The sequence below is a fragment of the Kitasatospora sp. NPDC058046 genome, assembly GCF_042885595.1.
Taxonomy (GTDB): domain Bacteria; phylum Actinomycetota; class Actinomycetes; order Streptomycetales; family Streptomycetaceae; genus Kitasatospora.
In genome coordinates, this window is the sequence record NZ_JBHVRS010000030.1 from 73,929 (window position 1) to 98,116 (window position 24,188).

At 71.2% G+C, this 24,188-nt stretch carries 24 protein-coding genes and 1 pseudogene; 17 read left to right on the forward strand and 8 right to left on the reverse strand.

Going from position 1 to position 24,188, the window contains the following annotated elements; all coding sequences use genetic code 11:
* Positions 1–147 precede the first annotated feature (147 nt).
* The 9 genes from hutU (at position 148) to ACFVU7_RS39625 (ending at position 9,163) form a co-directional block, all read left to right on the forward strand.
* The gene (hutU, locus tag ACFVU7_RS39585) at positions 148–1,818 is read left to right on the forward strand and encodes a urocanate hydratase (RefSeq protein WP_387830538.1); all 1,671 of its coding nucleotides are present in this window, start codon (positions 148–150) and stop codon (positions 1,816–1,818) included.
* A 20-nt stretch (positions 1,819–1,838) separates the two neighbouring features.
* A complete protein-coding gene (locus ACFVU7_RS39590; protein ID WP_079272389.1) occupies positions 1,839–3,020 on the forward strand; it encodes an allantoate amidohydrolase in 1,182 nt (393 codons plus the stop codon).
* On the forward strand, positions 3,011–4,378 hold the full coding sequence (locus ACFVU7_RS39595; RefSeq protein WP_388050922.1) for a formimidoylglutamate deiminase: 1,368 nt from the start codon (positions 3,011–3,013) through the stop codon (positions 4,376–4,378). Before ACFVU7_RS39590 ends, ACFVU7_RS39595 begins: the two co-directional genes overlap by 10 nt.
* Positions 4,379–4,410: 32 nt before the next feature.
* Positions 4,411–5,586 (forward strand): imidazolonepropionase, encoded by a 1,176-nt coding sequence (gene hutI, locus ACFVU7_RS39600; RefSeq protein WP_388050924.1) that lies wholly within the window; start codon positions 4,411–4,413, stop codon positions 5,584–5,586.
* 346 nt (positions 5,587–5,932) lie between these two features.
* A complete protein-coding gene (locus tag ACFVU7_RS39605; protein WP_117488133.1) occupies positions 5,933–6,130 on the forward strand; it encodes a hypothetical protein in 198 nt (65 codons plus the stop codon).
* On the forward strand, positions 6,114–6,638 hold the full coding sequence (locus tag ACFVU7_RS39610; protein WP_387974213.1) for a DUF6879 family protein: 525 nt from the start codon (positions 6,114–6,116) through the stop codon (positions 6,636–6,638). The genes ACFVU7_RS39605 and ACFVU7_RS39610 overlap by 17 nt, the downstream gene beginning before the upstream one ends.
* Positions 6,629–7,468 carry a helix-turn-helix transcriptional regulator gene (locus ACFVU7_RS39615; protein ID WP_117488129.1) on the forward strand — a complete coding sequence of 280 codons (840 nt, stop codon included), beginning with the start codon at positions 6,629–6,631 and terminating at the stop codon, positions 7,466–7,468. Before ACFVU7_RS39610 ends, ACFVU7_RS39615 begins: the two co-directional genes overlap by 10 nt.
* A gap of 211 nt (positions 7,469–7,679) precedes the next feature.
* Positions 7,680–8,132, forward strand: coding sequence for an NUDIX domain-containing protein (locus ACFVU7_RS39620; RefSeq protein WP_388050927.1), 453 nt, complete (start codon positions 7,680–7,682; stop codon positions 8,130–8,132).
* Positions 8,133–8,209: 77 nt separating this feature from the next.
* Entirely contained in the window at positions 8,210–9,163 is a 954-nt protein-coding gene (locus ACFVU7_RS39625) for a hypothetical protein (RefSeq protein ID WP_388050930.1), read from the forward strand.
* A gap of 302 nt (positions 9,164–9,465) precedes the next feature.
* Here the strand turns inward: ACFVU7_RS39625 and ACFVU7_RS39630 are convergent, their stop codons facing one another.
* Together ACFVU7_RS39630 and ACFVU7_RS39635 are read right to left on the reverse strand one after the other, a co-directional pair.
* Positions 9,466–9,666 carry a DUF397 domain-containing protein gene (locus ACFVU7_RS39630; protein WP_049650029.1) on the reverse strand — a complete coding sequence of 67 codons (201 nt, stop codon included), beginning with the start codon at positions 9,664–9,666 and terminating at the stop codon, positions 9,466–9,468.
* A complete protein-coding gene (locus ACFVU7_RS39635) occupies positions 9,659–10,519 on the reverse strand; it encodes a helix-turn-helix domain-containing protein (protein ID WP_387830526.1) in 861 nt (286 codons plus the stop codon). Before ACFVU7_RS39635 ends, ACFVU7_RS39630 begins: the two co-directional genes overlap by 8 nt.
* A gap of 292 nt (positions 10,520–10,811) precedes the next feature.
* Between ACFVU7_RS39635 and ACFVU7_RS39640 the strand changes: the two genes are divergently transcribed.
* Complete coding sequence (locus ACFVU7_RS39640) at positions 10,812–11,177, forward strand: ATP-binding protein (protein ID WP_388050933.1); 366 nt, start codon at positions 10,812–10,814, stop codon at positions 11,175–11,177.
* A gap of 32 nt (positions 11,178–11,209) precedes the next feature.
* Positions 11,210–11,428, forward strand: coding sequence for a hypothetical protein (locus ACFVU7_RS39645; RefSeq protein WP_388050935.1), 219 nt, complete (start codon positions 11,210–11,212; stop codon positions 11,426–11,428).
* 150 nt (positions 11,429–11,578) lie between these two features.
* Here the strand turns inward: ACFVU7_RS39645 and ACFVU7_RS39650 are convergent, their stop codons facing one another.
* From ACFVU7_RS39650 to ACFVU7_RS39660, 3 genes are all read right to left on the reverse strand, one after another.
* On the reverse strand, positions 11,579–12,094 hold the full coding sequence (locus ACFVU7_RS39650) for a DUF6879 family protein (protein WP_049650025.1): 516 nt from the start codon (positions 12,092–12,094) through the stop codon (positions 11,579–11,581).
* Positions 12,095–12,160: 66 nt separating this feature from the next.
* Complete coding sequence (locus ACFVU7_RS39655) at positions 12,161–14,188, reverse strand: prolyl oligopeptidase family serine peptidase (protein WP_388050938.1); 2,028 nt, start codon at positions 14,186–14,188, stop codon at positions 12,161–12,163.
* A gap of 109 nt (positions 14,189–14,297) precedes the next feature.
* Positions 14,298–15,821, reverse strand: a complete 1,524-nt coding sequence (locus ACFVU7_RS39660) for a peptide MFS transporter (RefSeq protein WP_117488113.1) — start codon at positions 15,819–15,821, stop codon at positions 14,298–14,300.
* Between the two features lie 330 nt (positions 15,822–16,151).
* Here ACFVU7_RS39660 and ACFVU7_RS39665 point away from each other — a divergent pair, with 330 nt between their 5' ends.
* Both ACFVU7_RS39665 and ACFVU7_RS39670 read left to right on the forward strand, forming a co-directional pair.
* Positions 16,152–16,826, forward strand: coding sequence for a response regulator transcription factor (locus tag ACFVU7_RS39665; RefSeq protein WP_030058577.1), 675 nt, complete (start codon positions 16,152–16,154; stop codon positions 16,824–16,826).
* 58 nt (positions 16,827–16,884) lie between these two features.
* Positions 16,885–18,129 (forward strand): ATP-binding protein, encoded by a 1,245-nt coding sequence (locus ACFVU7_RS39670; protein WP_049650022.1) that lies wholly within the window; start codon positions 16,885–16,887, stop codon positions 18,127–18,129.
* A gap of 132 nt (positions 18,130–18,261) precedes the next feature.
* Here the strand turns inward: ACFVU7_RS39670 and ACFVU7_RS39675 are convergent, their stop codons facing one another.
* Entirely contained in the window at positions 18,262–18,822 is a 561-nt protein-coding gene (locus ACFVU7_RS39675; RefSeq protein WP_049650021.1) for a GtrA family protein, read from the reverse strand.
* A 259-nt stretch (positions 18,823–19,081) separates the two neighbouring features.
* Between ACFVU7_RS39675 and ACFVU7_RS39680 the strand changes: the two genes are divergently transcribed.
* Genes ACFVU7_RS39680 through ACFVU7_RS39690 form a run of 3 tightly spaced genes read left to right on the forward strand, consistent with a single transcriptional unit; the run spans position 19,082 to position 21,993 of the window.
* A complete protein-coding gene (locus ACFVU7_RS39680) occupies positions 19,082–20,221 on the forward strand; it encodes a 5-(carboxyamino)imidazole ribonucleotide synthase (protein ID WP_049650020.1) in 1,140 nt (379 codons plus the stop codon).
* Positions 20,218–20,742, forward strand: a complete 525-nt coding sequence (gene purE, locus ACFVU7_RS39685) for a 5-(carboxyamino)imidazole ribonucleotide mutase (RefSeq protein WP_049650019.1) — start codon at positions 20,218–20,220, stop codon at positions 20,740–20,742. Before ACFVU7_RS39680 ends, purE begins: the two co-directional genes overlap by 4 nt.
* Before the next feature lie 36 nt (positions 20,743–20,778).
* Positions 20,779–21,993 carry a dipeptidase gene (locus ACFVU7_RS39690; protein ID WP_388050940.1) on the forward strand — a complete coding sequence of 405 codons (1,215 nt, stop codon included), beginning with the start codon at positions 20,779–20,781 and terminating at the stop codon, positions 21,991–21,993.
* Here ACFVU7_RS39690 and ACFVU7_RS39695 read toward each other — a convergent pair.
* Positions 21,990–22,403 carry a CoA-binding protein gene (locus ACFVU7_RS39695; protein ID WP_074003876.1) on the reverse strand — a complete coding sequence of 138 codons (414 nt, stop codon included), beginning with the start codon at positions 22,401–22,403 and terminating at the stop codon, positions 21,990–21,992. The two genes, ACFVU7_RS39690 and ACFVU7_RS39695, sit on opposite strands and share 4 nt — an antisense overlap.
* Positions 22,404–22,445: 42 nt before the next feature.
* The gene (locus ACFVU7_RS39700) at positions 22,446–23,783 is read right to left on the reverse strand and encodes a UDP-glucose dehydrogenase family protein (RefSeq protein ID WP_388050943.1); all 1,338 of its coding nucleotides are present in this window, start codon (positions 23,781–23,783) and stop codon (positions 22,446–22,448) included.
* Between the two features lie 286 nt (positions 23,784–24,069).
* Here ACFVU7_RS39700 and ACFVU7_RS39705 point away from each other — a divergent pair.
* A pseudogene (locus ACFVU7_RS39705) lies at positions 24,070–24,188 on the forward strand (acyl-CoA dehydrogenase); the annotation flags it as partial.

Below are 24,188 nucleotides of genomic sequence, written 5' to 3' on the forward strand. Positions count from 1 at the left end.
TGGTGTCCGCCGGGTTCAGGCTAGCGCGCCAAGTGGGCCGGTGCCGGGGCTGATCGGATGCCTTCGGGGTCTGGTCGAAAGCCGACTGTTTAGTTATATTCAATCGAACATAGCTTGAATGAATCCATCCGCAGGGAGGCCGTGACTATGGTGCAGCAGCAGGCGAGCGGGCCGCGAGAGGTGCGCGCGGCGCGGGGGACGGGGCTGACGGCGCAGGGGTGGCAGCAGGAGGCCGCCCTGCGGATGCTGATGAACAACCTCGACCCGGAGGTGGCCGAGCACCCGTCGAAGCTGGTGGTGTACGGCGGGACGGGCAAGGCGGCGCGGGACTGGCGGTCCTTCGACGCCATGGTGCGGACGCTGGAGGGGCTGAAGCAGGACGAGACCATGCTGGTCCAGTCCGGGCGGCCGGTCGGCGTGATGCAGACCCACGAGTGGGCGCCGCGGGTGCTGATCGCCAACTCCAACCTGGTCGGCGACTGGGCCAACTGGGAGGAGTTCCGCCGGCTGGAGAGCCTCGGGCTCACCATGTACGGGCAGATGACCGCCGGCTCGTGGATCTACATCGGCACCCAGGGCATCCTCCAGGGCACCTACGAGACCTTCGCGGCCGTCGCCGGCAAGCGCTACAACGGCTCGCTGGAGGGCACCATCACCCTCACCGCCGGCCTCGGCGGGATGGGCGGCGCCCAGCCGCTGGCCGTCACCATGAACGGCGGCGTGGCGATCTGTATCGACTGCGACCCGTCCCGGATCGCCCGCCGGATCGAGCACCGCTACCTGGACGTCGAGGCCAAGGACCTCTCCCACGCGCTGGAGCTGGCCACCGCCGCCCGCGACAAGAGGCAGCCGCTCTCCATCGGCGTGCTGGGCAACGCCGCCGAGCTGGTCCCGCAGCTGCTCGCGATGGACGCGCCGATCGACATCGTCACCGACCAGACCAGCGCCCACGACCCGCTGGCCTACCTGCCGGTCGGCGTCGCCTTCGAGGACATGGCGGACTACGCCGCCGCCAAGCCCGCCGAGTTCACCCAGCGCGCCCGTGAGTCGATGGCCGCGCACGTCGAGGCGATGGTCGGCTTCCTGGACCGCGGCGCCGAGGTCTTCGACTACGGCAACTCGATCCGCGGCGAGGCCCAACTGGCCGGGTACGACCGCGCGTTCGCCTTCCCCGGCTTCGTCCCGGCGTACATCCGCCCGCTGTTCTGCGAGGGCAAGGGCCCGTTCCGCTGGGCGGCGCTGTCCGGCGACCCGCAGGACATCCACAAGACCGACAAGGCCGTCCTCGACCTCTTCCCGGAGAACGAGTCGCTGGCCCGCTGGATCAAGCTGGCCCAGGAGAAGGTGCACTTCCAGGGCCTGCCGGCGCGCATCTGCTGGCTCGGCTACGGCGAGCGCGACAAGGCCGGCGAGCGCTTCAACGACATGGTCGCCTCCGGTGAGCTGTCCGCCCCGATCGTGATCGGCCGCGACCATCTGGACTGCGGCTCGGTGGCCTCCCCGTACCGGGAGACCGAGGCGATGCTGGACGGCTCCGACGCGATCGCCGACTGGCCGCTGCTCAACGCCATGGTCAACGTCGCCTCCGGCGCCTCCTGGGTCTCCATCCACCACGGCGGCGGCGTCGGCATCGGCCGCTCGATCCACGCCGGCCAGGTCACCGTCGCCGACGGCACCGCGCTGGCCGGGGAGAAGATCCGCCGGGTGCTCACCAACGACCCGGGCATGGGCGTCATCCGGCACGTGGACGCCGGGTACGACCGGGCCACCGAGGTCGCCGCCGAGCGCGGGGTGCGCGTTCCCATGGGTGAGCTGTGACGGCTTCCTCGTTCGAAGAGATGTGGGCGGAGCTGCTCCCCGTGGGCCGCTCCGCCGCCTCCGGTGGCTACCGCCGCTTCGCCTGGAACTCCGCCGACGCCGAGTGCCGCGCCTGGTTCGAGCAGCAGGCCCGCGGCCGCGGCCTGGCGTACGAGCTGGACCGCAACGGCAACCAGTGGGCCTGGCTGGGCGATCCGACCGCCGGCGGCGCGGTCGTCACCGGCTCGCACCTGGACTCCGTCCCGGACGGCGGCGCCTTCGACGGCCCGCTCGGCGTGGTCTCCTCCTTCGCCGCGCTGGACGAACTGCGCTCCCGCGGCGCGGAGTTCACCAGGCCCCTGGCGATCGTCAACTTCGGCGACGAGGAGGGCGCCCGGTTCGGCGTGGCCTGCATCGGCTCCCGGCTGACCGCCGGGGTGCTCTCCCCGGAGCAGGCGTACGGGCTGCGCGACGCCGACGGTGTCCGGCTGCCCGACGCGATGGAGAAGGCCGGCTACGACCCCACCGCGATCGGCGCGGACGAGGACCGGCTGGCCCGGATCGGCGCCTTCGTCGAGCTGCACGTCGAACAGGGCCGCTGCCTCGCCGAGGGGCAGCCGGTCGGTGTGGCCGGGGCGATCTGGCCGCACGGCCGCTGGCGGTTCGACTTCCACGGCGAGGCCAACCACGCCGGCACCACCCGGATCGAGGACCGCCGCGACCCGATGCTGACCTACGCCAACACCGTGCTGGCGGCCCGCAAGAAGGCGAAGCAGGCGGGCGCGCGGGCCACCTTCGGCAAGGTCGCGGTCGAGCCCAACGGCACCAACGCGATCGCCTCGCTGGTGCGCGGCTGGCTGGACTCCCGGGCGGCCGACGAGCGCACCCTCACCGAGCTGGTCGAGGCGATCGAGCGGGCCGCCGCCGAGCGCGGCGAGCGCGACGGCGTCCGGGTCGAGCTGACCCGCGAGTCCTACACCCCGGTGGTGGACTTCGACGGGCCGCTGCGCGACCGGCTGGCCAAGCTGCTGGACGCCCCGGTGCTGCCCACCGGCGCGGGACACGACGCCGGCATCCTGGCTTCGGCGATCCCGACCGCCATGCTGTTCGTGCGCAACCCCACCGGCGTCTCCCACTCCCCGGCCGAGCACGCCGAGCAGGCCGACTGCCTGGCCGGGGTCGCCGCCCTCGCCGACGTACTGGAGGACCTGGCGTGTCAGTGACCCCGTCGAGCCCCGTGGCGTACTGGGCCCAGTACGCCTGGCTGCCGCACGACAACGGGCCGGTGGTCGAGCGGGACGTGCTGATCACCACCGGCCCCGGCGGGACGATCGCCGCCGTCGTCCCGGACAGCGGCCCCTGCCCGCCCGGCGCCGTCCGGCTGGAGGGGCTGGCGGTGCCCGGCCAGGCGAACGCCCACTCGCACGCCTTCCACCGGGCGCTGCGCGGGCACGTCCAGGTCGGCTCCGGCACCTTCTGGACCTGGCGCGACACCATGTACCGGTTCGCCGGCGCGCTGGACCCGGACCGCTACCTGGCGCTCGCCACCGCCGTCTACGCCGAGATGGCGCTGGCCGGCGTCACCGCCGTCGGCGAGTTCCACTACCTGCACCACGCGCCCGGCGGCGCCCGGTACACCGACCCGAACGCGATGGGCGAGGCGCTGATCGAGGCCGCCGCCCGGGCCGGCATCCGGATCACCCTGCTGGACACCTGCTACCTGTCCTCCGGCTTCGGGGCCGAGCCGACCCACCCCCAGCTGCGGTTCAGCGACGGCGACGCCGACGCCTGGGCCGCCCGGGCGGACGCGCTCAAGCCGCGCGAGCACGCCCGGATCGGCGCCGCCGTCCACTCGGTGCGAGCCGTCCCGGCCGAGCAGCTGGACACCGTCGCGCACTGGTCGGCGCTGCGCGGGGCGCCGCTGCACGTCCACCTGTCCGAGCAGACCGCCGAGAACGACGCCTGCCTGGCCGCGCACGGCGTCACCCCGACCCGGCTGCTCGCCGACCACGGCGTGCTCGGCCCGCGCACCTCGGCCGTGCACGCCACCCACCTGACCGACGAGGACGTCAGGCTCCTCACCGACTCCTCCACCACGGTCTGCATGTGCCCCACCACCGAGCGGGACCTCGCGGACGGCATCGGCCCGGCCCGCCGGCTCGCCTCGGCGGGCTCCCCGATCACCCTGGGCAGCGACAGCCACGCGGTGATCGACCCGTTCGAGGAGGCCCGCGCGCTGGAGCTGGACGAGCGGCTGCGGACGCGGACGCGCGGCCACTGGACGGCGAACGCGCTGCTGCGGGCCGGCACCGAGGACGGGCACGCCTCGCTCGGCTGGCCGGAGGCCGGACGGATCGAGGCCGGGGCGCTCGCCGACTTCACGGTGATCGCGCTGGACACCGTCCGTACGGCGGGCCCGCCACCCCGGCTGGGCGCCGAGATCGCCGTCTTCGCGGCCTCGGCGGCGGACGTGCGGCACCTGGTGGTCGGCGGCCGGCACGTCGTCCGGGACGGCGTGCACCTGCTGGTGGACGACGTGCCGGGTGCGCTGCGCTCCGCGATCCGCGCGCTGGACTACTGACCCCCGTTCAACCCCCTTCGGAAGGCGTTGTCTTGAGCACCACGACCACCCTGATCACGGGCATCGGCAGCCTGGTCACCAACGACCCCGGGCAGGGCGCCGGGCCGCTCGGCCTGCTCACCGAAGCGGCCGTGGTGGTCGACGGCGGCACCGTCGCCTGGGTCGGCCCGGCCGCGCAGGCCCCGGCGGCGGACGAGCGCTTCGACGCCGGGGGCCGGGCGCTGCTGCCCGGCTTCGTCGACTCGCACGCCCACCTGGTGTTCGCGGGGGACCGTACCGCCGAGTTCAACGCCCGGATGTCCGGGCAGGCGTACTCGGCGGGCGGCATCCGGACCACGGTGGCGGCCACGCGGGCCGCTTCGGATGCCGAACTGGAGGCCAACCTGGCCCGGTTCGTCCGGGAGGCGGTGCGGCAGGGCACCACCACCATCGAGTGCAAGTCCGGCTACGGGCTGACGGTCGAGGACGAGGCCCGGGCGCTGCGGATCGCCGCCGGGTACACCCCGGAGACGACGTACCTGGGCGCGCACGTGGTGGCGCCGGAGTACGCCGAGGACCCGGCCGGGTACGTGGAGCTGGTGACCGGCGAGATGCTGGACGCCTGCGCGCCGCACGCCCGTTGGGTGGACGTGTTCTGCGAGAAGGGCGCCTTCGACGGGGACCAGGCGCGGGCCGTCCTGACGGCGGGGATCGAGAAGGGCCTCACGCCGCGCGTGCACGCCAACCAGCTCACGTACGGGCCGGGCGTGCAGCTGGCGGTGGAGCTGGGGGCCGCCTCGGCGGACCACTGCACCCACCTGACGGACGAGGACGTGGCGGCGCTGGCGGGGTCGGCGACGGTCGCGACGCTGCTGCCGGGGGCGGAGTTCTCGACGCGCGCCGAGTACCCGAGTGGGCGCCGACTGCTGGACGCGGGCGCGGTGGTGGCCCTGTCGACGGACTGCAACCCGGGCTCCAGCTTCACCAGTTCGATGGCGTTCTGTATTGCCGTGGCGGTGCGCGAGATGGGCATGACCCCGGACGAGGCGGTCTGGGCGGCCACCGCGGGCGGCGCCCGCGCCCTGCGGCGCAGCGACGTCGGCACCGTCACGGTCGGCGCCCGCGCCGACCTGCTGCTGCTGGAAGCGCCGTCGCATGTGCACCTGGCCTACCGCCCGGGTGTCCCCCTGACGGCGGCGGTCTGGCGCGCGGGCGTCCGGGAGGTCTGAACGGTGGGTTCGCGTCGCCCCGTCGAGCAGCTGCTCGACGGGGCGACGTGCTGTTCAGGGGGTGACGGTGAGGTGGTCGAACTCGCCGGCCTTGGCGGGGGCCTCACGGACTTCGCGGTCCGAACGGGCGATCACGTGGCGGGGGCCGGTACACGTGCCGACGTGTCCGTCCGCGGTCGCCAGAGCGGGCGGGTTCCTCGGCCGGGGCACGGCAGCGCTTCCGAGCGGGGCCGTGATCATTAGTCCAGGACGGGAATACTGCCCGAACCGTGTGGACAGGACGCGCGGCCAGTCCATAGCGTCTCGCCCAGGCGGTCCAATCCGGGCCGAGCTGAAGGGGGTTGGCATGGCTCACCAGCGGCTCACGGGCGTCGGTGTCGGAGACTGCAAGGAAGGAGACTGCCCGAACGTCTACCGCACCGACCGGGGCACCCTCGTCTTCCAAGGGGACCAGTACGCGGAGCTGGCGGTGCCGGTACACGAAGGCGCCGTGGAGCTGCCCGAGCATGTCGTGAAGGAGGCCATTCGTGTTCTTGGATGGTGAGGACTGGCAGAGGCTTCTGCACGGTTTCTCGCGGTCGGCGTTCCGGCTTGAGACCCTGCCCGCTTACAAGGTCGCGGGGGAGGCGGAAGAGATCGAGGAGTTCCTGAACGGGTACCGGATCGACCCCGGTACCTACACGTCCGGCTGGACTGACAAGCTCAGGGCTCATACCGCGGCCGGTCGCACGGTTCAGCGCGTGCACATCGTTACCCGGCCGCTGAGTGACTACCTGCGGTACGAGTTCATGTACTACGCACCGCATGCCAGGGCCGGTGAGGACATCTACATTCTCGACCTGACCGACAGGCCGAACCCGGGCCTTCCGGCTCAGGACTTCTGGGCCTTCGACGATTCGACCGTGGTCCTGATGAACTACGAGCCCGACGGAACGCAGATCAACCGCGTGCTTGTCGAGGACGACGTCGAGAAGTACCGGGAATGGCGGCGGATCGCTGTGGCCGAGTCGGTGCCCTTCGTGGACTATGTGGAAGAGCACGGGTGGCAATAGACCCGGAAGAGCTGGGGCACAGTAGAAGTGACCTGGCAAAGGCCTTGAGGGAACTACGGGTTCAAGCCGGTCTCGCAGGAGACCGGCTTGCTCGGCGTTGTGGCATGACGCAGTCGAAGATCAGCAAGATCGAAACAGGCAGAACCGTGCCGTCCCTGGTGGACGTGGAGCTGATCCTGCGGGCCCTCGAAGTGCCGGCCGAGTTGGCGCGACAGGTGTTCGACCTGGCCCGTGTGGCGAATACCGAGTGGCAGGACATCCGCGCTCTGAGGAAGAAGGGCCTGGAGAGGAAGCAAGCCGAGCTCGCGGCGCTCGACCAGTCCTCCAGCGAGATCCGCTACTTCCTGATCTCGATGCTCAACACGCTGCTCGCCTCGCCCGAGTACGTGCGGGCGAGCCTCGCCCATGTGCCGGGAGACACCAGCAGGGCCGCCATGAAGAAACTGGAGCGCCAGACCGTCCTGTACGACGAGTCGAAGGCCTTCACCTTCGTACTCACCGAGCAGGCTGCCCGGTGGGCGCTCCTGCCGCCTCGGGCCATGGTCATGCAGATCGAACGACTCGTCTCCGTTTCCAGGCTCCCGAACGTCCGGCTCGGCGTGATTCCACTCGGGAAGCACATCCCGGAGAGCCCGCTGAACACCTTCACGGTGTACGACAGCAGCCTTGCCACGGTCGAGACGGAGACCGGAATCATCACGCTCCGGGACCGGCGGGACATCAAGGCGTACCGGGACGCGTTCGCCATGTACGAAGGTTATGCACTGTTCGGTGAGGAAGCCCGAGAGAAGCTGGCTGAGTGGTCGGCCCTCTTCCTCGGCGGTCTTTAGTCGCGCACGGGAATAATCGCCTTCCTCCCCTTTCGGTCCCCTTACTGTGGACTCCTCGCCTTGCGGCTGCTCTCCCGTGCGGTACCAGCTTCTCCGCTGACATCATCCCGATCGGTCTGATAATCGCGGATTTGGTGTCGGCGGTGCCGGTTGCGGGATCGTGGGCCCGCGCGAGCGGCGCGCGGGCCCCCGTCAACGAAAGGGCGAACCCATGAAGAAGATCGCTGCGAAGCTCTGGCGGATCATCCGCGGCCCGATGCAGTGGCGCGTGCTGTGGCTGTGGCACTCGAAGTTCATGGTCGGGGTGACGGGCATCGTCCGCGACCAGGACGGCCGTGTGCTGCTGCTGAAGCACCGGATGTGGCCGGAGGGCCGGCAGTGGGGTCTGCCGACCGGCTACGCCGACAAGGGCGAGAGCTTCGAGGACACGATCGTGCGTGAGGTCCGGGAGGAAACCGGACTCACGGTGAAGGTGTGCGAGCTGGCGCACCTGAAGAGCGGCTACAAACTGCGTGTCGAAGTCGCCTACGAGGTCCTGTACGTCACTGGGCAGGTCAGGGCGGCTTCGTTCGAGATCCTGGAGGCTCGATGGTTCTCGCCGGACGAACTCCCCGGGGGAGTGCAGGAATCACATCGGCGACTGATCAGTCGTCGGCCGTACTGACCCTTGGTCGATCACTCACCCCCTCCTGCCTGGCGCCGAACGAGCACCTGTCCGGAGACCCCGCCGAGCGGGCCGAGTTGGCTCACCTGCTGGCCGCGCGACGGGCGACGGCAGCGCTCGACCGGGCCCATCCGCACATCACGTTCTCACTGTTGCACTGGGTGGTCGACACATCGTCCGACGAGCCGGCCCGCGAAGTCTTTCGGCAGGGTGCTGCCCTTCTGGCCGACCGCTACGGGGAATTGGGGCTGAGTCGACTGCTGCCGACTGACCGGGTGTGGGTAGGGGTGCGCTCGACCCGGCCCGACGCGTTCGGCGGCTTCCACCATCCGAACCAGGGGTACCGGCATGTGCAACTGGCGTCCGTGGTCACGAGGTACGGGCGGCTGAACGATCCCCGACCGGCGGCACCGGAACTGGTGGCGCTCGACCTCCTCCGTAGCTACGCGCACGACTGCCTGCACTGGGGGTCGTTCCGGGAGTACCGGCTCCAAGGCGAGCAAGTGATCCGGAGCCGTTACGGCATCAACCGCCGCGACCAGCACGGCCGGACGTACTCGTCCCAGGACAGGAGCGATGCTTCGTCGACGCGGAATCTCGGCATCGTGATGGAGGGGGCCACGGATCGGGAGGCCCGGATGATCTCCGCTGCGGTGGCCGACCGTCTCGGCCTGGCCGAACGCATCGCGGCGGCCGATCGCCTGGCGTTCCGCGACACCACGGGACGGCTGGAGCCGAGCGATTTCGACCACGCAGAGCCTGGTGTTGCCACCCGCTTCCACCTGGCCATGGCCGGATATGAGCACGGCGTCGGCGCTCGCTACCAGCGCTTCCTCGCCGACATGGGCGGCCCGGAGGCGGACACGCTGCATGCGCTGATCATCGCGGCGGTGATCAGCGGCAATCTATTCGGTCTTTCGAGCTGGCTCGATCAGCGGCACGGCCCCGAGGCTTTCCGTCGCACCTTCCGCTCGTCTGCCTACTCGGGTCCTGACCCCGATGAATGGACGACCACGGCAAGTCGTGCCTGATCCTTCGTGCTCAGCAGTCTCGTGCCCTGACTCTTCGAGCCGGCCGGCAAGCACGACCGGCAGGTCCGCTGGGGTGGGCCCGCCCACAACCGGACCGAACCGTTCGCCTCACGCAGGAGGTCGGGTGGGCCGATTTCCTGCGCGTTCAGGTGCTGCAAGCGACCATCACTTCGACTACGAGAACAGCCGCGCTGGACGCGCCGTCGCACGTCCACCTGGCCTACCGGCCGGGCGTTCGGGAGGTCTGAACGGTGGGTTCGCGTCGCCCCGTCGAGCACCGGCTCGACGGGGCGACGTGCTGCTCAGGGGGTGGCGGTGAGGTGGTCGAACTCGCCGGCCTTGGCGCCCTGGAGGAACGTGGCGAACTTGAGGGACGTGGTGCGGACGATGACGTCTCCCTCATCGGACTCCCGGAGCTCAACTACCCCGTCGGCAGCCCGGACCTCAACGCATGCGTTGCTGGAGCCGGAGTAACTGGACTTCTGCCATGCGGGGCTACTCATGATTGCCCTCTATCTCCTTCTTGATGGATCGGATGAAGTCGCGCGAGTCATCTTCGGAGAGGGCTACGGACGCCATTCGATCGAGGATCTCGCGGTAGCTTGCAAGGTCGGAGGGTGCATCGAAGAGCGGACACCCGAAGCTGATGTCGATCTGCACTGTGTCCAACTCGGGCACCGGACCGGCGATATAGACGAAGTTCTCGCTGGGGCCGGGCAGCGATTCGATCTTAAACGGCACGACCCGAACTGAGATGCCAGGGCTCTCGGAATGGTCAATGAGGGCGCCGAGTTGCTCGGCAAGTGCCTCTGGCCCGCTGAACTGCATCCGCAGTGCGGCTTCATGGATGAACGCAGTGTAGGGCGTAGCGTCGTTGCGGATGATCTGCTGCCTCCGCAGGCGGAAGGCGAGGCGGAGATTGACGTCAGCCTGCGGCAATGGCGGGATCGCACGGGCGAACACCGAAGCGGCGTAGGCCGGAGTTTGAAGCAGTCCGGGCAGGAAGGTGATCGAGTAGGTGGCGATCCGCCGGGCATGGGCCTCGATCGCCGCCACATCGAGCAGGTCGCTGGTCAGACTCGGGCTGTACTCCTCCCACCAGCCAGTTTCTCGCTCCCGGGTCATGTCAGCGAGCGCGGCGATCAGGGGCTCGTTGCCACACGCGCAGGCCGCCGCGATCTCACGCAGACGTTCCTCGCTGACAGCCGACTTCCCATTCTCCATCTGACTCACCAAGGCAGCAGTCACCCCAAGCAGACGGGCAAGGTGGCTGCCGCCGAAGCCGGCTTGCTCTCTCATCCTCCGCAGTTCGGCGCCGAGGCGCCGCTGACGGAGGGTGGGGACTCGAAGGGCCATGGCGTCCTCTCAACAGGTGCAGAGGCCAGTGTGCCGCGCCGGTTGCCGGTGGATCCATCCGGGCTCGGCGAAGCGCGTCCCCCGATGGGAGGACACTTCTCTCGTTCGAATTTAATTAAAGAGCGGATGCGCTATCGTCGTTCACAGCTTGATCCGACGGATCGTCAGTAATGCCTGCATCCAAGGCAGTAGGCGCCTGCTGCCCGCACGCCGAAGAGCAACCGCCGCCCCGGCCTGGCTCACGGCGACGACCGTCATCCCCTCCCCACGCCACAGCCTCACGGAGGTTCCCGTGTGCACCCGTAACACCCCCTCGCTCACCCTCTCCCGCCAGGCCCTGCGGGACGCGATGACCCGTAGCGGCGGCTGGGACGCCGACAGCATCTTCAACGCCGAACTCGCCCTGATGGAGCTCGTCGTCAACGCCTGGCGGCACGGCGACACCCCCGCGCCCGTCGTCTGGTTCTCCGTCCTCGGTCGCACCCTCCGGGTCACCGTCTCCGACGAGAGCGACGCCCTCCCCCGGCGGCGAACCCCCGCCGACTCCACCGAGTCCGGCCGGGGCCTCCAACTCGTGGAGGGCCTCACCCACCGCTGGGGCGTCGACCCGCAGAAGCGCGGCAAATCCATCTGGTACGAGCTGGACTGCCGCGCGTGACCGGCTACCCCGTCCTGCCGGAGGACCCCCGGATGCGCGACTACACCAAACCCCACCTCATGGCCCTTCTGGGCGAGTTGCACAGGCGCGGCCTGCCGCATGGGCTCCTCTGGGGGTCCGCCTTGCCGGGCGAGACCACCATCGACGGGCGCATCCTGATCGACTTCGGGAACGCTCCGGTGAGCACTTTGCTCAACCTCCTCCGCCTGCTCCGCGAACTGGACGATGACGACGAGGGAGGGCAGCCGTGAGGTCCTTCGTCGGCGCAGGCCTCCTCGCCCTCGGCGTCCTCGCGACCCTCAGGATGCCCCGCCCCGAGGCGCGCGACGAGCAGCACTGAAACACGCGAAGGCCCTCGCCCACCCAGGGCGAGGGCCTCGCGGGCATGGAGCCGGTCTTCGTCAGATCTCGTACAGATGGTGCGGGAGCGCTCGCTCCCAGACTGCTTCGAACGCGGTGGTGCACAGCGTCACGGCGTCCGGCTCTGTCGTGATCTCGTCCTCGACCACGGCGCCGTCCCCGGAGAAGTGGTGCACTCGAAGCAGCGCACCGTCGAACAGCCAGAAGTCGTTCCCGGGCAGGGGGATGCTCGTGGCCTGCCGCCGTGGCAGCCAGCGGACCTGCTCGCCGGCCGTGACGTTGGCGTGGGTGACGTAGTGCTCCCACCGGATGTACTCGGACACGGGCTCGGAGACCACCCGGGCTCGGCGAATGACCACGCCCCGCGCCACGGCGTCCGTGATCAACTGGTCATAGGGATGCCACCAGGACGCCTGGTCCTCCCAGTTGATCCGCTCACCGCGCTGCCAGGCCTCGAACCGATCCGTCGGGGCGTACGAGTCCCGCAGCTCCAGATGGACGGCGGACCGCTGGCACTGCTCAAGCAGCTCAGCGAAGCCGGGCACGCTCGACGGCATCACATGCCTCCCTGATCATGGGCACCGGCCCGTTCGCTGGGCAGGCGTTCGGTGGCGCGGCGCTGATCACTCCAGGCCCAACGAGCGGCGCAGGAAGCCAAGTTCGTGGTGCAGCAGGTTCTCCACCACCGCCTCGTCCGTCGGCCGGTGGCCGGTGGCGCGTAGGGGGAGGAGCTCGTGCGGGCGGCCGGCGGCGAGGAGGGCGGCGGAGAGCCGCAGGGTGTGGGCGGGGTAGACGTTGTCGTCGGCGAGGCCCTGGATCAGCAGCAGTGGGCGGCTCAGCTTCGGCGCCTCGGCGATCAGCGAGCCGCTGTCGTAGTGCTCGGGGTGCTCGTCGGGGTGGCCGAGGAAGCGCTCCTGCCAGTGGGTGTCGTAGAACCGCCAGTCGGTGGGGGCGGCTCCGGCGGAGGCGGCGTGGAAGGCGTCCGGGCGGCGCAGCACCGCGAGGGCGGCGAGGTAGCCGCCGTAGGACCAGCCGCGGATGCCGACCCGGTCGAGGTCGAGCAGTCCGGGCCGCAGCCGGGCGGCCGCCCGCAGGCCCTCGACCTGGTCCGCCAGTGGGAGCGTCGCCTTGTCGCCGTACACGGCCTTCTCCCACCGGGGCCCGCGGCCGGGGGTGCCCCGGCCGTCCACCACGAGGACCGCGAAGCCCTGGTCGGCGAACCACTGGGAGACCTGGTCCCACCAGAGGCCGCCGGTGGTGGCCTTCTGCGTCGCGGGCCCGCCGTACGGGTCGAGCAGGACGGGCAGCGGGCCGTCCCCGGGGCGGTGGCCGGCGGGGAGGAAGAGCGTGGCGCGCAGGGCGTGTGGGCCGAGCCTGAGCAGCTCGGGCGCGGCAGTGACGACGGGCGGCTCGGCGTACGAGGTGAGCGGGCGGGGTGCCGAGCTCTCCCGCAGAGCGGTTGTGAAGCCGCCGGGGTGTCCCGGGGTCCGGGTGGTGAGCACCAGCGTGCCGCCGCGCCGCACGCCGGTGTGCAGCCCAGGGCCGTCGCTCAGCCGACGGATGCCGCCGTCCGGTCCGTACGTCCAGAGGTGGGTCTCGGTGGGCTCCTCGGAGGCGGTGAACAGCACCTGCTCGCCCTCCGTGCCGAGCACCGCGCGCAGCTGGAGCCCGGGAGGGGTGACCGGTTCGCCGTCGACGGTCAGGTGCCGGGTGTCGCCGAGGTCGGCGGTGTCCACCAGGGCGCCGCCCGTGGTGCGGGCGGGCAGGCCGGGCAGCAGCTCGACCCAGTGGGCGTCCCGGCGCTCGGCGAGCGGCCGGGTGGTGCCGTCCGGCTCGACGGCCACCACAAGGACGGTGCGCTGGTCGCGGCTCTGCACGGCGGCGTACGGGCCGTGGCCGTCCCAGCCGGCGGCGGTCAGGTACTCGAAGGCGGCGCGGTCCCAGCGGACCTCGGTGTCGCTGCCGTCGAGGCCGAGCAGCCGCAGCGAGACCTCGGCGTTGGCGGTGCCGGCGAGCGGGTAGCGGACGGCGCGCGGCGGGCGGTGCGGGTCGGCGGGGTCGGCCGGGAAGAGCCGGGCGAGCGGGCGGTCGTCGACCCGGGCGACCAGCAGCGCGGTGCCGTCGGGGGACCACCAGTGGCCGCGGTCGCGGTGCATCTCCTCGGCGGCGACGTACTCGGCGAGCCCGTAGGAGACGTCCTCGGCCTCGGGTTCGGCGAGCGGGCGGTCGTCGGTGCCGTCGACGCCGACCACCCGCAGGGCGCCGCCGCGGACGTAGGCGATCCGGCGCCCGGTCGGGTCGAGCCTGGGGTCCTGCGGCGGGCCGGGGACGGGGACGGCGCGGACGGTGCCGGCGGCGGTGTCGGCCAGCCACAGGGCGCCGTCCAGGGCGAAGGCGGCGAGCGTGCCGGCGGCGTCGGTGCTGTAGGCGGCGATGCCCTCGTCGGCGCCCAGCGCGGCCGGGTCGGCGAGCAGCCGCTCCTCGCCGGTGGCGGTGTCCAGGGCCCAGAGGCAGGCGAGCGGGTCGGTGCCGGAGCGGCCGCGCAGGAAGAGCACGGTGGCGCCGTCCGCCGAGGGCTCGGGCCGGGTGGGGACGCCCAGGGTGAAGCGCCGGGTGCGGGCCAGCTGGCGGGGTAAGGAGGGGGTCGTCATGCCGGGCACCATAGGCACGGCCGACGGGCTCCTGTCGAGCGGGAAAAGCACTCGGGGCCGCCGCGGATCCTGGAATCCACGGCGGCCCCGGAGCGGGCGGGGACGGGCGTCAGTGCACGTCGCCCATGAGGGCCTGGACCTTCTTGCGGTAGGTGAAGATGGCGAACCCGGCGAGGGCCGCGAGCGACGCCTGCATCGCGATGATCCCGGTGCCGTTGAGGCTGACGCCGGCCAGCGAGAGCAGGCTGGTGGTGCAGTCACCGGCGGTGACGGCGAGGAACCAGACGCCCATCATCTGGGAGGCGTACTTGCGCGGTGCCATCTTGGTGGTGACCGAGAGGCCGACCGGGGAGAGGCAGAGCTCACCGATGGTCTGGATCAGGTAGATCGAGACGAGCCAGAGCGGGGAGACCAGGGTGCCGTTGTCCGCCATGGTCATCGGGATGATGAAGACGAAGAACGAGACGCCGACCAGGAGCAGGCCGATCGAGAACTTCACGATGGTGTTCGGCTCCTTGTCCCGGCGGGACAGCCAGAGCCACAGCCAGGCGAAGACCGGCGCGAACGCCATCACGAACAGCGGGTTCAGCGACTGGTACCAGGTGGCCGAGAAGCCGAGGCCGAACAGGGAGTCCGCGGTCTTCTTGTCCGCGAACAGGGAGAGCGTCGACCCGCCCTGGTCGTAGATCATCCAGAAGATCGCGGCCGCGGCGAAGAACCAGATGTACGCGGACATCTTGGACTGTTCGTCGGCGGTCAGGTCCTTGTCGCGCTTGATCCGGGTCAGCACGGTGATCGGGATCAGCAGACCGGCGATGGTCAGCGGGACGAGGGCCCAGTTCAGCGTGTAGACGCCCAGGCCGGCCACGACGCCGTAGAAGGCGGCGACGCCGAGCACCGTCAGGCCGGCCTTCTTCAGCAGGCGCTTGCGCTCCTCGGGCAGCAGCGGGTTGGGGACCTCGCTGCTCACCGGGTTCAGGTGGCGGCTGCCGAGCAGGAACTGGGTCAGGCCGAGGGCCATGCCGATCGCGGCCAGACCGAAGCCCAGGTGCCAGTTGTACTCCTTGCCGATCGTCCCGATGACGAACGGGGCGACGAAGGCACCGAGGTTGATGCTCATGTAGAAGACGGTGAACCCACCGTCGCGGCGCGGGTCCTCGGGGCCGTTGTAGAGCTGGCCGACCATCGTGGAGATGTTGGCCTTCAGCAGCCCGGAACCGAGCGCGACCAGGAGCAGGCCGAGGAAGAACGCCGCCTGGCCCGGGACGGCCAGCGCGATGTGGCCGGACATGATCACGAACCCGGCGATGGCGACGGTCTTGCGGGCGCCCCAGACCCGGTCGCCGAACCAGCCGCCCGGGTAGGCCATGAGGTAGACCATCGAGACGTAGACGGAGTAGATCGCCGTCGCCGTCGTCGCCTTCATGGCGAGGCCGCCGCCCTGGCTGCCGACGGCGGCGTCGGCGCCACCGGAGACCAGGTAGTAGATGAGCAGGGCGCGCATGCCGTAGTAGGAGAAGCGCTCCCACATCTCGGTCATGAACAGCGTGGCGAGACCTCGGGGATGCCCGAGGAAGGTCTTGCCGCTGGGAGATGCCGACGTCGCGTCGGTGTCCAGGGTCTTAGACGCCATGAGTAGTGGTTCCTTGCCTGACAGCGTCCGCGTAGGGGGGTGGGCGGCGGACGTGGACCAAACCACTCTACGTGGCGACATTTGGCTCTATCAGATGACAAAAGTCTTGAATCAGGTATGTGAATGGCAAAGTTGGCGACAAATCTGCCCGATCTATCGATGGTAGATGGGCGTGTCTTCCTTCGGTTTCAAGATCCAACAGGCGATTCTTCACCGAAGGGCCGGTCTGTTGCGCCCTGTTGAGCCCGATTGCGGCCTTGTATAACGATCACGCTCTGTGAACTACCTCACAGGGCGTACGGGGATACCCCGGCGGACTACCATCACCACATGACCTGTGTGCTGCTCGCCGAGGACGATCCGGCGATCTCCGAACCGCTCGCCCGGGCCCTGCGACGCGAGGGCTATGAGGTGCTCGTCCGCGAGGACGGTCCGACCGCACTCGCCGCCGGCCTCACCGAGGAGGTCGACCTCGTCGTCCTGGACCTCGGCCTGCCCGAGATGGACGGCCTGGAGGTCTGCCGCCGCCTGCGTGCCGACGGCAAGAGCTGCCCCGTCCTGGTGCTCACCGCCCGCGCGGACGAGGTGGACACCGTGGTCGGCCTGGACGCCGGTGCCGACGACTACGTCACCAAGCCCTTCCGCCTGGCCGAACTGCTCGCCCGCGTCCGGGCCCTGCTCCGGCGCGGCAACGTCGACCAGCTCACCACCGGCGCGCACGGGGTGAAGATCGACATCGAGTCCCACCGCGCCTGGCTCGGCGACGAGGAGCTCACCCTCTCCGCCAAGGAGTTCGAGCTGCTGCGCGTCCTGGTCCGGGACGCCGGCCGGGTGGTCACCCGCGAGGAGATCATGCGGCAGGTCTGGGACACCACGTGGTGGACCTCCACCAAGACCCTGGACATGCACATCTCCTGGCTCCGCAAGAAGCTCGGCGACGACGCGGCCAACCCGCGCTACATCGCCACCGTGCGCGGCGTGGGGTTCCGGTTCGAGAAGAATTGACCCTGACGGAGACCGGGCCCTCGGCCCGCGGCGGCGGAACACCCCGGGGAGCGGCAGCGTGAAGCGCAGGATGATCAACTCGCTGCTGGGCGTCGTCCTGGTGGTCGTCGTGGTGTTCTGCGTGCCGCTCGCCCTGGTCGAGAAGCGGACCATCGTCAACTCGGCCCAGGACCGGGTGGACGCCGCCGCCGTCCGGGTGCTCGCCCTGGTCGAGAGCCGGCTCGCCGCGGGCGAGCCGGTCACCGGGCGGGCCTTCGAGAGCCAGGTCACCGAGGGCAGCTACGTCGAGGTGCAGGTGCCCGGCCAGCCGGTGGTCTCCGCCGGCGAGCGCCCGGCCGGGAACCACCTGCTGAAGGCCGTCGAGCGCGGCAACAGCGGCGAGACCGTCACCGTCGAGCAGTCCCGCGAGGACGTCGACCACGAGATCGCCAACAACCTGCTGCTGCTCGGCGTGGTCGCCCTGCTGGCCGTCCAGGCCGCGGTGGCGCTCGCCGTCTGGCAGGCCAAGCGGCTCGCCCGGCCGCTCACCGACCTCGCCGAGACCGCCGAGCGGCTCGGCTCCGGCGACCCGCGCCCGCGCGACCGCCGCTACGGGGTGCCCGAGCTCGACCGGGTCGCCGAGGTGCTGGACACCAGCGCCGAACGGATCGCCCGGATGCTCACCGCCGAGCGCCGGCTCGCCGCCGACGCCTCGCACCAGCTGCGCACCCCGCTCACCGCGCTCTCCATGCGGCTGGAGGAGATCACCGCCCTCGCCGAGGAGCCGGAGACGGTCAAGGAGGAGGCGACCATCGCCCTCCAGCAGGTCGAGCGGCTCACCGACGTGGTCCAGCGGCTGCTCACCACCCAGCGCGACCCGCGCAGCCCCACCGCCGTCGCCTTCGACCTGGACGAGGTGATCAAGCAGCAGGTGGAGGAGTGGGGCCCGACGCTGCGGGAGCAGGGCCGGGTGCTCTCCCTGGAGGGGCTGCACGGGGTCACCGCGGTCGGCACGCCGGGGACGGTCGCCCAGGTGCTGGCCACCCTGATCGAGAACTCGCTGATGCACGGCGCCGGGACGATCACCCTGCGGATCCGGCCCTCCGGCACCTCGGTGGTGGTTGAGGTCCAGGACCAGGGCGCCGGCGTGCCGCCGGACCTCGGCAACCGGGTGTTCGAGCGCGCGGTCAGCGGGCGCAACTCCACCGGCATCGGGCTGGCCGTCGCCCGCGACCTCGCGGAGGCGGACGGCGGGCGGCTCGAACTGCTCTCGCTGAAGCCGGCGGTGTTCGCGCTCTTCCTCGGGCGCAGCCACCAGGACTGAGGGCCTGAGGCCGGCCGGGACACGGCAGGATCCGGCAGGGGGATCCGGTGGGGGGATACGGCGAGCCCCGGCGGCCGGGTTCGGCGAGCCGGGGCTGCGCGGGGTACGAGGGCGGTGCGAGGACCGCGGGGCCTACTCGGCCTTGGCGAGCCGGATCCGCTCGGTGGCCAGCATCAGCTCGGCCTGCGCGGCCAGCTCCTGGCCGGCGGCGGCGCCCACCGACTGCTGGGCGGGCAGCTCGACGGTCTCCGGCACGGCCTTGAACACCCAGGTGCGGTACGAGACGAAGCGGAACACGGTGGCCACGGCGAGGCCGATCACCTTGGCGCCGATCTGCTCGTAGTGCGAGCGCAGGTCGAGCACGTACACCGAGAAGCCGAGGACGCCGGTCTCGATCAGCATGCCGATGCCGCTGTAGACCAGGAAGAGCGTGATCTCCCGCTTGCGGGAGGCGGCGTCGCGGTCCCGGTAGAGCCAGTAGCGGTAGCCCAGGTAGTTGGTCGCGATCGCGATCACCGTCGCGACGATGTTCGACCGCACCGAGGCCAGGCCCATGCCGTTGAGGCAGACCCAGAACACGGCGAAGTTGACCACCACGCCGCTCAGGCCGACGATGCCGAACTTCACCACTTCGCCCTTGAGCCCACGCAGCTTCTGCGCGAGTGAGGGTTCCGAAGCCGCGTTCGTCGCCATACCGGAGTGCCTCCATGTGCCTGCTGGTCGAAAGGGCCGGTCGCGGTCGCGCGGCCGCCCCTTGAGCCCTGCGTGCACGCACATGATCGGACCGCGCAGACCAGGACCTAGCCGTCCAGGCTACCCGCTTCCATCGAACGGCTCAGCCCCCAGGGCGCCAGGTTGACATCTACGCGCGTCCGCTCCAGCGGCCCCACCTGCGGCTCCACCGCCCCCGACCGGCCCGGATATCCTGGGCCGCGTGACTTCCCCGGGCAATGTGAATTTTCCAGTGGTGGGCATGATCGGTGGCGGGCAGCTGGCCCGCATGGCACACCAGGCGGGCATCCCGCTCGGGGTCAGGTTCAAACTCCTCGCCGACACGCCCCAGGACTCCGCCGCACAGGTGGTCTCCGACGTCGTCCTCGGTGACTACCGCGACCTCGACACCCTGCGCGCCTTCGCCGCCGGCTGCGACGTGATCACCTTCGACCACGAACACGTCCCCACCGAGCACCTGCGGGCCCTGGAGGCCGACGGCATCGCCGTCCGCCCCGGCCCGGAGGCGCTGGTCAACGCCCAGGACAAGGGCGTGATGCGGGCCAAGCTGGACTCCATCGACGTGCCCTGCCCCCGGCACCGGCTCGTCGCCGACCCGGCCGACGTGACCGCCTTCGCGAACGAGGGCACCGGCTACCCGGTCGTCCTGAAGACCGTCCGCGGCGGCTACGACGGCAAGGGCGTCTGGGTCGTCGACGACGAGGAGCAGGCGCACGCCCCGTTCCTGGCCGGCGTCGCGGTGCTGGCCGAGGAGAAGGTCGACTTCGTCCGCGAGCTGGCCGCCAACGTCGTCCGCTCGCCCAGCGGCCAGGCCGTCGCCTACCCGGTGGTGGAGAGCGTCCAGGAGAACGGCGTCTGCGCCGAGGTCACCGCCCCCGCGCCGGACCTCGACCCGGCCCTGTCCGACGAGGCCCAGCAGCTCGCCCTGCGGATCGCCGGGGACCTCGGCATCGTCGGCCACCTCGCCGTCGAGCTGTTCCAGACCCGCGACGGCCGCATCCTCGTCAACGAGCTGGCCATGCGCCCGCACAACTCCGGGCACTGGACCCAGGACGGCGCCGTCACCTCGCAGTTCGAGAACCACCTGCGGGCCGTCCTCGACCTCCCGCTGGGCGACCCCCGCCCGCGCGCCAGGTGGACCGTCATGGTCAACGTCCTCGGCGGCGACTACCCGGACATGTACCACCCCTTCCTGCACTGCATGGCCCGCGACCCCGGGCTGCGGATCCACATGTACGGGAAGGACGTGAAGCCCGGCCGCAAGGTCGGCCACGTCAACGTCTTCGGGGACGACCTCGAAGACGTCCGCGAGCGCGCCCGCCACGCGGCCGCCTACCTGCGAGGAACGATCACCGAATGACCAACCCCCTCATCGGCATCGTGATGGGCTCGGACTCCGACTGGCCGGTCATGGAGGCCGCCGCCCAGGCCCTGGACGAGTTCGAGGTCCCGTACGAGGTGGACGTCGTCTCCGCCCACCGGATGCCCCGCGAGATGGTCGCGTACGGCGAGCAGGCCCACGGGCGCGGCCTGAAGGCGATCATCGCGGGCGCCGGCGGCGCGGCCCACCTGCCGGGCATGCTCGCCTCGGTCACCCCGCTGCCCGTCATCGGCGTGCCGGTGCCGCTGCGGTACCTGGACGGCATGGACAGCCTGCTGTCGATCGTCCAGATGCCGGCCGGCGTGCCGGTGGCGACCGTCTCGGTGGCCGGCGCGCGCAACGCCGGCCTGCTCGCGGTGCGGATGCTCGCCGCCTTCGACCCCGAGCTCACCGAGAAGATGACCGACTTCCAGGCCGAGCTGAACAACCAGGCCACCGAGAAGGGCCGGAAGCTGCGCGCCAAGGTGGCCGGTTCCGCGTCCTTCGGCTTCGGCAAGTAGTTCGGCCACCCGCGGGCGTGGGGTAGAACAGCACGCATGACCGCTGACCTGGACTCCCCCACCCCGCTGGACCGCGCCCGCGCCCTGCTGCGCACCGCCCCCGTGGTGGACGGCCACAACGACCTCCCCTGGGCGATGCGCGAGCAGGCCGGGTACGACCTCGGCGCGCTCGACCTCGCCGCCGACCAGAGCGACCGGCTGCACACCGACCTCGCCCGCCTCGCGGAGGGCGGCGTCGGCGCCCAGTTCTGGTCCGTCTACGTCCCCTCCTCGCTGGCCGGCGACCACGCCGTGAGCGCCACCCTGGAGCAGATCGACTTCGTCCACGCCCTGGTGGAGCGCTACCCGGACCGGCTGCGCCTGGCCCGTACCGCCGCCGACATGGAGGCCGCCCGCGCCGAGGGCCGGATCGCCTCCCTGATGGGCGCCGAGGGCGGCCACTCCATCGACTGCTCGCTGGCCACCCTGCGCGCCCTGTACGAGCTGGGCGTCCGGTACCTGACGCTCACCCACAACGACAACGTGCCGTGGGCGGACTCCGCGACCGACAAGCCGGCGGCCGGCGGGCTGACCCGGTTCGGCGAGGAGGTCGTCCGGGAGATGAACCGGCTCGGCATGCTGGTCGACCTCTCGCACGTCTCCGCCGACACCATGCGCGACGCCCTGCGGGTGACCGAGGCGCCGGTGGTCTTCTCCCACTCCTCCTCGCGCGCGGTCTGCGACCATCCGCGCAACATCCCGGACGACGTGCTCGCCCAGCTGCCCGCCAACGGCGGCGTGGCGATGGCGACCTTCGTGCCGAAGTTCATCCTGCCCGCCGCCATCGAGTGGACCGTCGCCGCGGACGGGAACATGCGCGCCCACGGCTTCCACCCGCTGGACACCACCCCGCCGGCCATGGAGCGCCAGCGCGCCTTCGAGGCCGCCAACCCCCGCCCGATCGCCACCCCGGCCACCGTCGCCGACCACCTCGACCACATGCGCGAGGTGGCGGGCATCGACCACATCGGCATCGGCGGCGACTTCGACGGCACCGCCTTCCTGCCGGACGGCCTGGACTCGGTGGCCGGCTACCCCAACCTGGTCGCCGAACTCCTCGGCCGCCACTGGTCGGAGGCCGACCTGGCCAAGCTCACCTGGCACAACGCCGTCCGCGTCCTGCGCGACGCCGAGTCGGCGGCCGCCGGGCTGCGGGCGGGCCGCCGCCCCTCCATCGCCACCATCGCGCAGCTGGACGGCCCGGCCTCCTAGCCCAGCAGCGGGATCTCGATGGCCGGGCACCGGTCCATCACCATGGCCAGCCCGGCCTCCCGCGTCCGCCCGTACGCGGCCTCGTCCACCACGCCCAGCTGGAACCAGACCGCCTTCGCCCCGATGGCGACCGCCTCGTCCGCGACCTCCCCGGCGAGGTCGGACCGGACGAACACGTCCACCACGTCGACCGGGAACGGGATCTCGGCGAGCGAGGCGTAGCCCCGCTCGCCGAGGACCGTCTCGGCCTTCGGGTGCACGGGCACGATCCGCTTGCCGTACTCCTGGAGCACCCGGGCCACCCCGTACGCGGCCCGGGCGGTGTTGGTGGACAGGCCCACCACCGCCCAGGTGTCACCGGTGCGGGTGAGGATCTCGCGGACCGCCGCGTCGTCGCCGTAGCTCGTCATGCCGGTGGGAACGCCGGGCGGCGGTGCGGGATTCCTGCCCGGTCAGCTCGGGCGGCCCAGGGCGCGGTAGGTCCAGCCGGCGGCGCGCCAGGCCTCGGCGTCGAGGACGTTGCGACCGTCGAGGAGGCGGCGTTCGGCGACCACGGCGCCGAGGACGGCCGGGTCCAGCTCGCGGAACTCGGACCACTCGGTGAGGTGGAGGACGACGTGGGCGCCCTCGGCGGCCTCCAGGGCGGAGTGGGCGTAGGCGAGGGAGGGGAACATCTTGCGGGCGTTGTCCACGGCCTTGGGGTCGTAGACGGTGACCTGGGCGCCCTGGAGCTGGATCTGGGCGGCCACGTTGAGGGCGGGGGAGTCCCGGATGTCGTCCGAATTGGGCTTGAAGGCGGCGCCGAGGACGGCGACCCGGCGGCCCAGGAAGCCGCCGCCGCACTGCTCGCGGGCCAGCTCGACCATCCGGGAGCGGCGCCGCATGTTGATCGAGTCGACCTCGCGCAGGAAGGTCAGCGCCTGGTCGGCGCCGAGTTCGCCGGCCCGGGCCATGAACGCGCGGATGTCCTTGGGCAGGCAGCCGCCGCCGAAGCCGAGGCCGGAGTTGAGGAACTTGCCGCCGATCCGCTCGTCGTAGGCGAGCGCCTTGCTGAGCTGGGTGACGTCCGCGCCGGCCGCCTCGCAGACCTCGGCCATCGCGTTGATGAAGGAGATCTTGGTGGCCAGGAAGGAGTTGGCGGCCGCCTTGACCAGTTCGGCGGTCGCGTAGTCGGTGACCATGAACGGCACCCCGGCCGCGATCGGCTCCGCGTACACCTCGCGCAGCAGCCGCTCGGCCCGCTCGCTGTGGGCGCCGACCACGATCCGGTCCGGCCGCAGGGTGTCCTGCACGGCGAAGCCCTCGCGCAGGAACTCCGGGTTCCAGGCGAGTTCGGCGCCCTCGCCGACCGGCGCCAGCGCGGCCAGCCGCTCGGCCAGCCGGGCCGCCGAGCCGACCGGGACGGTCGACTTGCCGACCACCAGGGCGGGGCGGGTCAGGTGCGGCGCGAGCTCGTCCAGTGCGGTGTCGACGTACGACATGTCGGCGGCGAACTCGCCCTTGCGCTGCGGGGTGTTGACGCAGATGAAGTGCACGTCGCCGAACTCGGCGGCCTCCTGGGCGGAGGTGGTGAAGCGCAGCCGTCCGGTCGAACCCTCGTGCCCTGCCACGTGCTTGAGCAGCAGTTCGGACAGCCCGGGCTCGTACATCGGGACCCGCCCTGCGGTCAGCATGGCGATCTTGTCCGGGTCGATGTCCAGGCCCAGCACCTCGAAGCCGAACTCGGCCATCGCGGCGGCGTGCGTGGCGCCGAGGTAGCCGGTGCCGATCACGGAGATGCGGAGGGTCACGGGTTCTCCTTGGATGCGGACGCGACCAGTACGGATGCCCTGATGCTATCCGCCCGCCGGGGGCGCCCCGGGATCACCTGCACGCCGGAGGGGCCGTCCCGCCGGTCGCCCCCGGGGCACGGACATGAACGACCGGGCCGCCGCTGGACGCTAGGCAGCCGCAGGTCGGCGCCCTAGGATCTCTACTGAACGGTAGTTAACCGCGGATTCGACTCGCACCGGGCGTCGATCGGACCTCGATCGGGCCTCGCCCGGGCGTCGGTCACTGAACGACGAGGCAGGCATCATGGCGGGCAGCGCAGGGGCGGCTGACTTCGATCTCTTCCGGATCTCCGAGGAGCACGGGATGCTCCGTGAGGCGGTGCGTTCGCTGGCCGAGGCGAAGATCGCTCCGTTCGCGGCGGA